This window comes from Candidatus Nanopusillus massiliensis (genome assembly GCF_920984865.1).
The window spans coordinates 19,155-21,597 of sequence record NZ_OV100765.1 but is presented as its reverse complement, the minus strand read 5'-3'; the positions used below and the strand labels follow the sequence as shown (position 1 = coordinate 21,597).

Below are 2,443 nucleotides of genomic sequence, written 5' to 3'. Positions count from 1 at the left end.
CTATGAACATAAATTGCAATGGACATATAGAAGAAGAGATAAAAAAATTGTGGAAGGAAAATTATATATATGAAAAATGGATTTTAAAGAATGAGAAAAATAAAAGATAAATGTTTCTAGAGGGTCCTCCATATACAACAGGTTCTCCACATATGGGACATGCATATAATAGAACAATTAAGGATATTATATTAAGATATTATCAAAAGAAAGCATTCAATGTATGGAATCAGGCTGGTTTTGATATGCATGGATTACCAATTGAAGTAAAAGTTGAGGAAAAACTAAAGATAAAAGATAAAAGAGAGATAGAGAAAATTGATGTTGATAAATTTATTAAAGAATGCTTTAATTTTGCATATGGATCAATGAATGAATTTACAAAATTCTATGAAGATATGGATCATTGGCAGGATATAGATAATCCATATTTAACGTTAAAAATGAATTTATTGAAAAAATATGGGAAGCTTTGGCAAAAGGTTATGAAAATAATTTAATATATAAGGAAAAGAAACCTGTTTGGTGGTGTCCTCATTGTCAAACATCATTATCAAAACAAGAAATAGATTTGGGATATGAAGATCCTTTATATAAGAAAGAAATATCAAATGCAATTTATGTAAAGCTTAAACCGAAAGATATGGAAAATACATATTATATAGTTTGGACAACAACCCCATGCGACATTATTATATAATTTAGGTATTATGGTAAATCCTGAATTAAAATATGTAAAAATAAAAGTTACACAAATGTCTGTTGGAGAATTAGAATTAGATTATAATAATCATATAATTGTAAAAATGAATATTAAAAAAGAAAATGATTATGAATATTGGATTGTTGCAAAAGATATCATAGTAAAATTAATGAGTAAACTAAATATTGAATATGAAATAGTAGATGAATTTTATGGAAAAGATTTAGAATTTAAAGAGTATGAACNNTTATTCTATGATGAATTAAAAGATTATATAGAAAAACTTANATCTGAAAGAAGTGGGTTATTTAGGATTTGGCTATCTAAGGAATATGTAAATACACAGGAAGGTACTGGTTTAGTTCATTCAGCTCCAGGTTGTGGTTTTGAAGATTATGAAGTTGCTAAAAAATATAATGTCCCTCCATTCAATAAAACAGATGAAACTGGAACTCTTGTAGGTATAAAATATTTTGAAGGATGGATTGGAAAGAAAGATGATTATAAATTTATATTAGAAGTATTAAAGAGAAAATCCTTATTATATTTTGAATGGTATGAGCCATGATTATCCGATATTCTGGAGATGTAGAAATAGAGTAATTGTTAGATCTCCAGAACAAATATTCATTAATATATCTTCAATAAAATCAAAGGCATTATTAGATCTTGAAAATATTAATTTGATCCTGACAGCAGCAAAAAATGCATTTATAAATACTGTAAAATCTGCACCAGATTGGGTAATATCTAGACAAAGATATTGGGGAATTCCAATACCAATGTGGGTTGATAAAAATGGACATGTAAAATTTGTTAGAAATGTTGAAGAATTGGAAAAATTAACTGGATATAAATNNAAGGAGATATTAATAGTAGTAAAGTTTACAGATTATGCTGAAAAATTATTGCAAAGATATTTTAAGGAAAATAAAATATATTATGAGCATGAAATAAATGATGTAAATAAATTATATGAAGTATTTAATAAATATGAAAATAAATCTATAGTAATTGTAAATAAATTTGAATATAACATATTAAATCAAATAAATGCTATACTATGTAAGAACGTATGGATCAAGAGATTATGAAATAATCTATTTATATAATTCTAATTTAAATAGACCATATGTAGATAAATTTACATTCAAATGTGAAAAATGTGGAGAAGAAATGAGAAGAATTCCAGATATATTAGATGTATGGGTTGATTCAGGTTCAGCAACAGTAGCAACAGACATATATCCTGTAGATTTCATAACAGAAAACTATGATCAAATTAAGGGTTGGTTTTATTCTTTAGCAATGATGGGAGAATATATTATAATGATATACCATATAAAAACGTATATGTCGGAGGATATGTTCTAGATATATATGGAAGAAAAATGTCAAAATCTTTGGGAAATGCTATTTCTCCATATGATTTAATTGATAAATATGGAGCAGATGCGATAAGATTCTATTTAGGATCAATTGTAGAAGCATATGAAGATATAAAATTAAAATGGGAAGATATAAAAGTTAAATATCAAATATTAAATAATTATTAAATATTTCAACATATTTGGANNAATATTCTAAATATTATAATATAAATCCTGCAAAAATAAATGTAGAAAATTTGAGATGGGAGGATAAATATATGTTACATTTCATAGAAAAAAGTAAAAAAGAAATATACAATGCATTAGATAATTATTTAATATGGAAAGCTGGAAGAATATTACAAGACAT

At 25.0% G+C, this 2,443-nt stretch carries 2 protein-coding genes and 2 pseudogenes; all 4 read left to right on the top strand.

Translation table 11 applies throughout. The annotated features are described in order from the left end of the window. Positions 1–110 precede the first annotated feature (110 nt). The 4 genes and pseudogenes from LUA84_RS00150 (at position 111) to LUA84_RS00135 (ending at position 2,259) form a co-directional block, all read left to right on the top strand. A pseudogene (locus LUA84_RS00150) lies at positions 111–700 on the top strand (class I tRNA ligase family protein). 560 nt (positions 701–1,260) lie between these two features. Beyond that, positions 1,261–1,611 (top strand): annotated as a pseudogene (locus LUA84_RS03900) (class I tRNA ligase family protein); the annotation flags it as partial. Positions 1,612–1,756: 145 nt separating this feature from the next. Then, positions 1,757–2,077: a class I tRNA ligase family protein gene (locus LUA84_RS03895; protein WP_256443451.1), complete on the top strand. Its 321-nt coding sequence runs from the start codon at positions 1,757–1,759 to the stop codon at positions 2,075–2,077. Then, entirely contained in the window at positions 1,993–2,259 is a 267-nt protein-coding gene (locus LUA84_RS00135) for a class I tRNA ligase family protein (RefSeq protein WP_256443450.1), read from the top strand. Before LUA84_RS03895 ends, LUA84_RS00135 begins: the two co-directional genes overlap by 85 nt. Positions 2,260–2,443 lie beyond the last annotated feature (184 nt).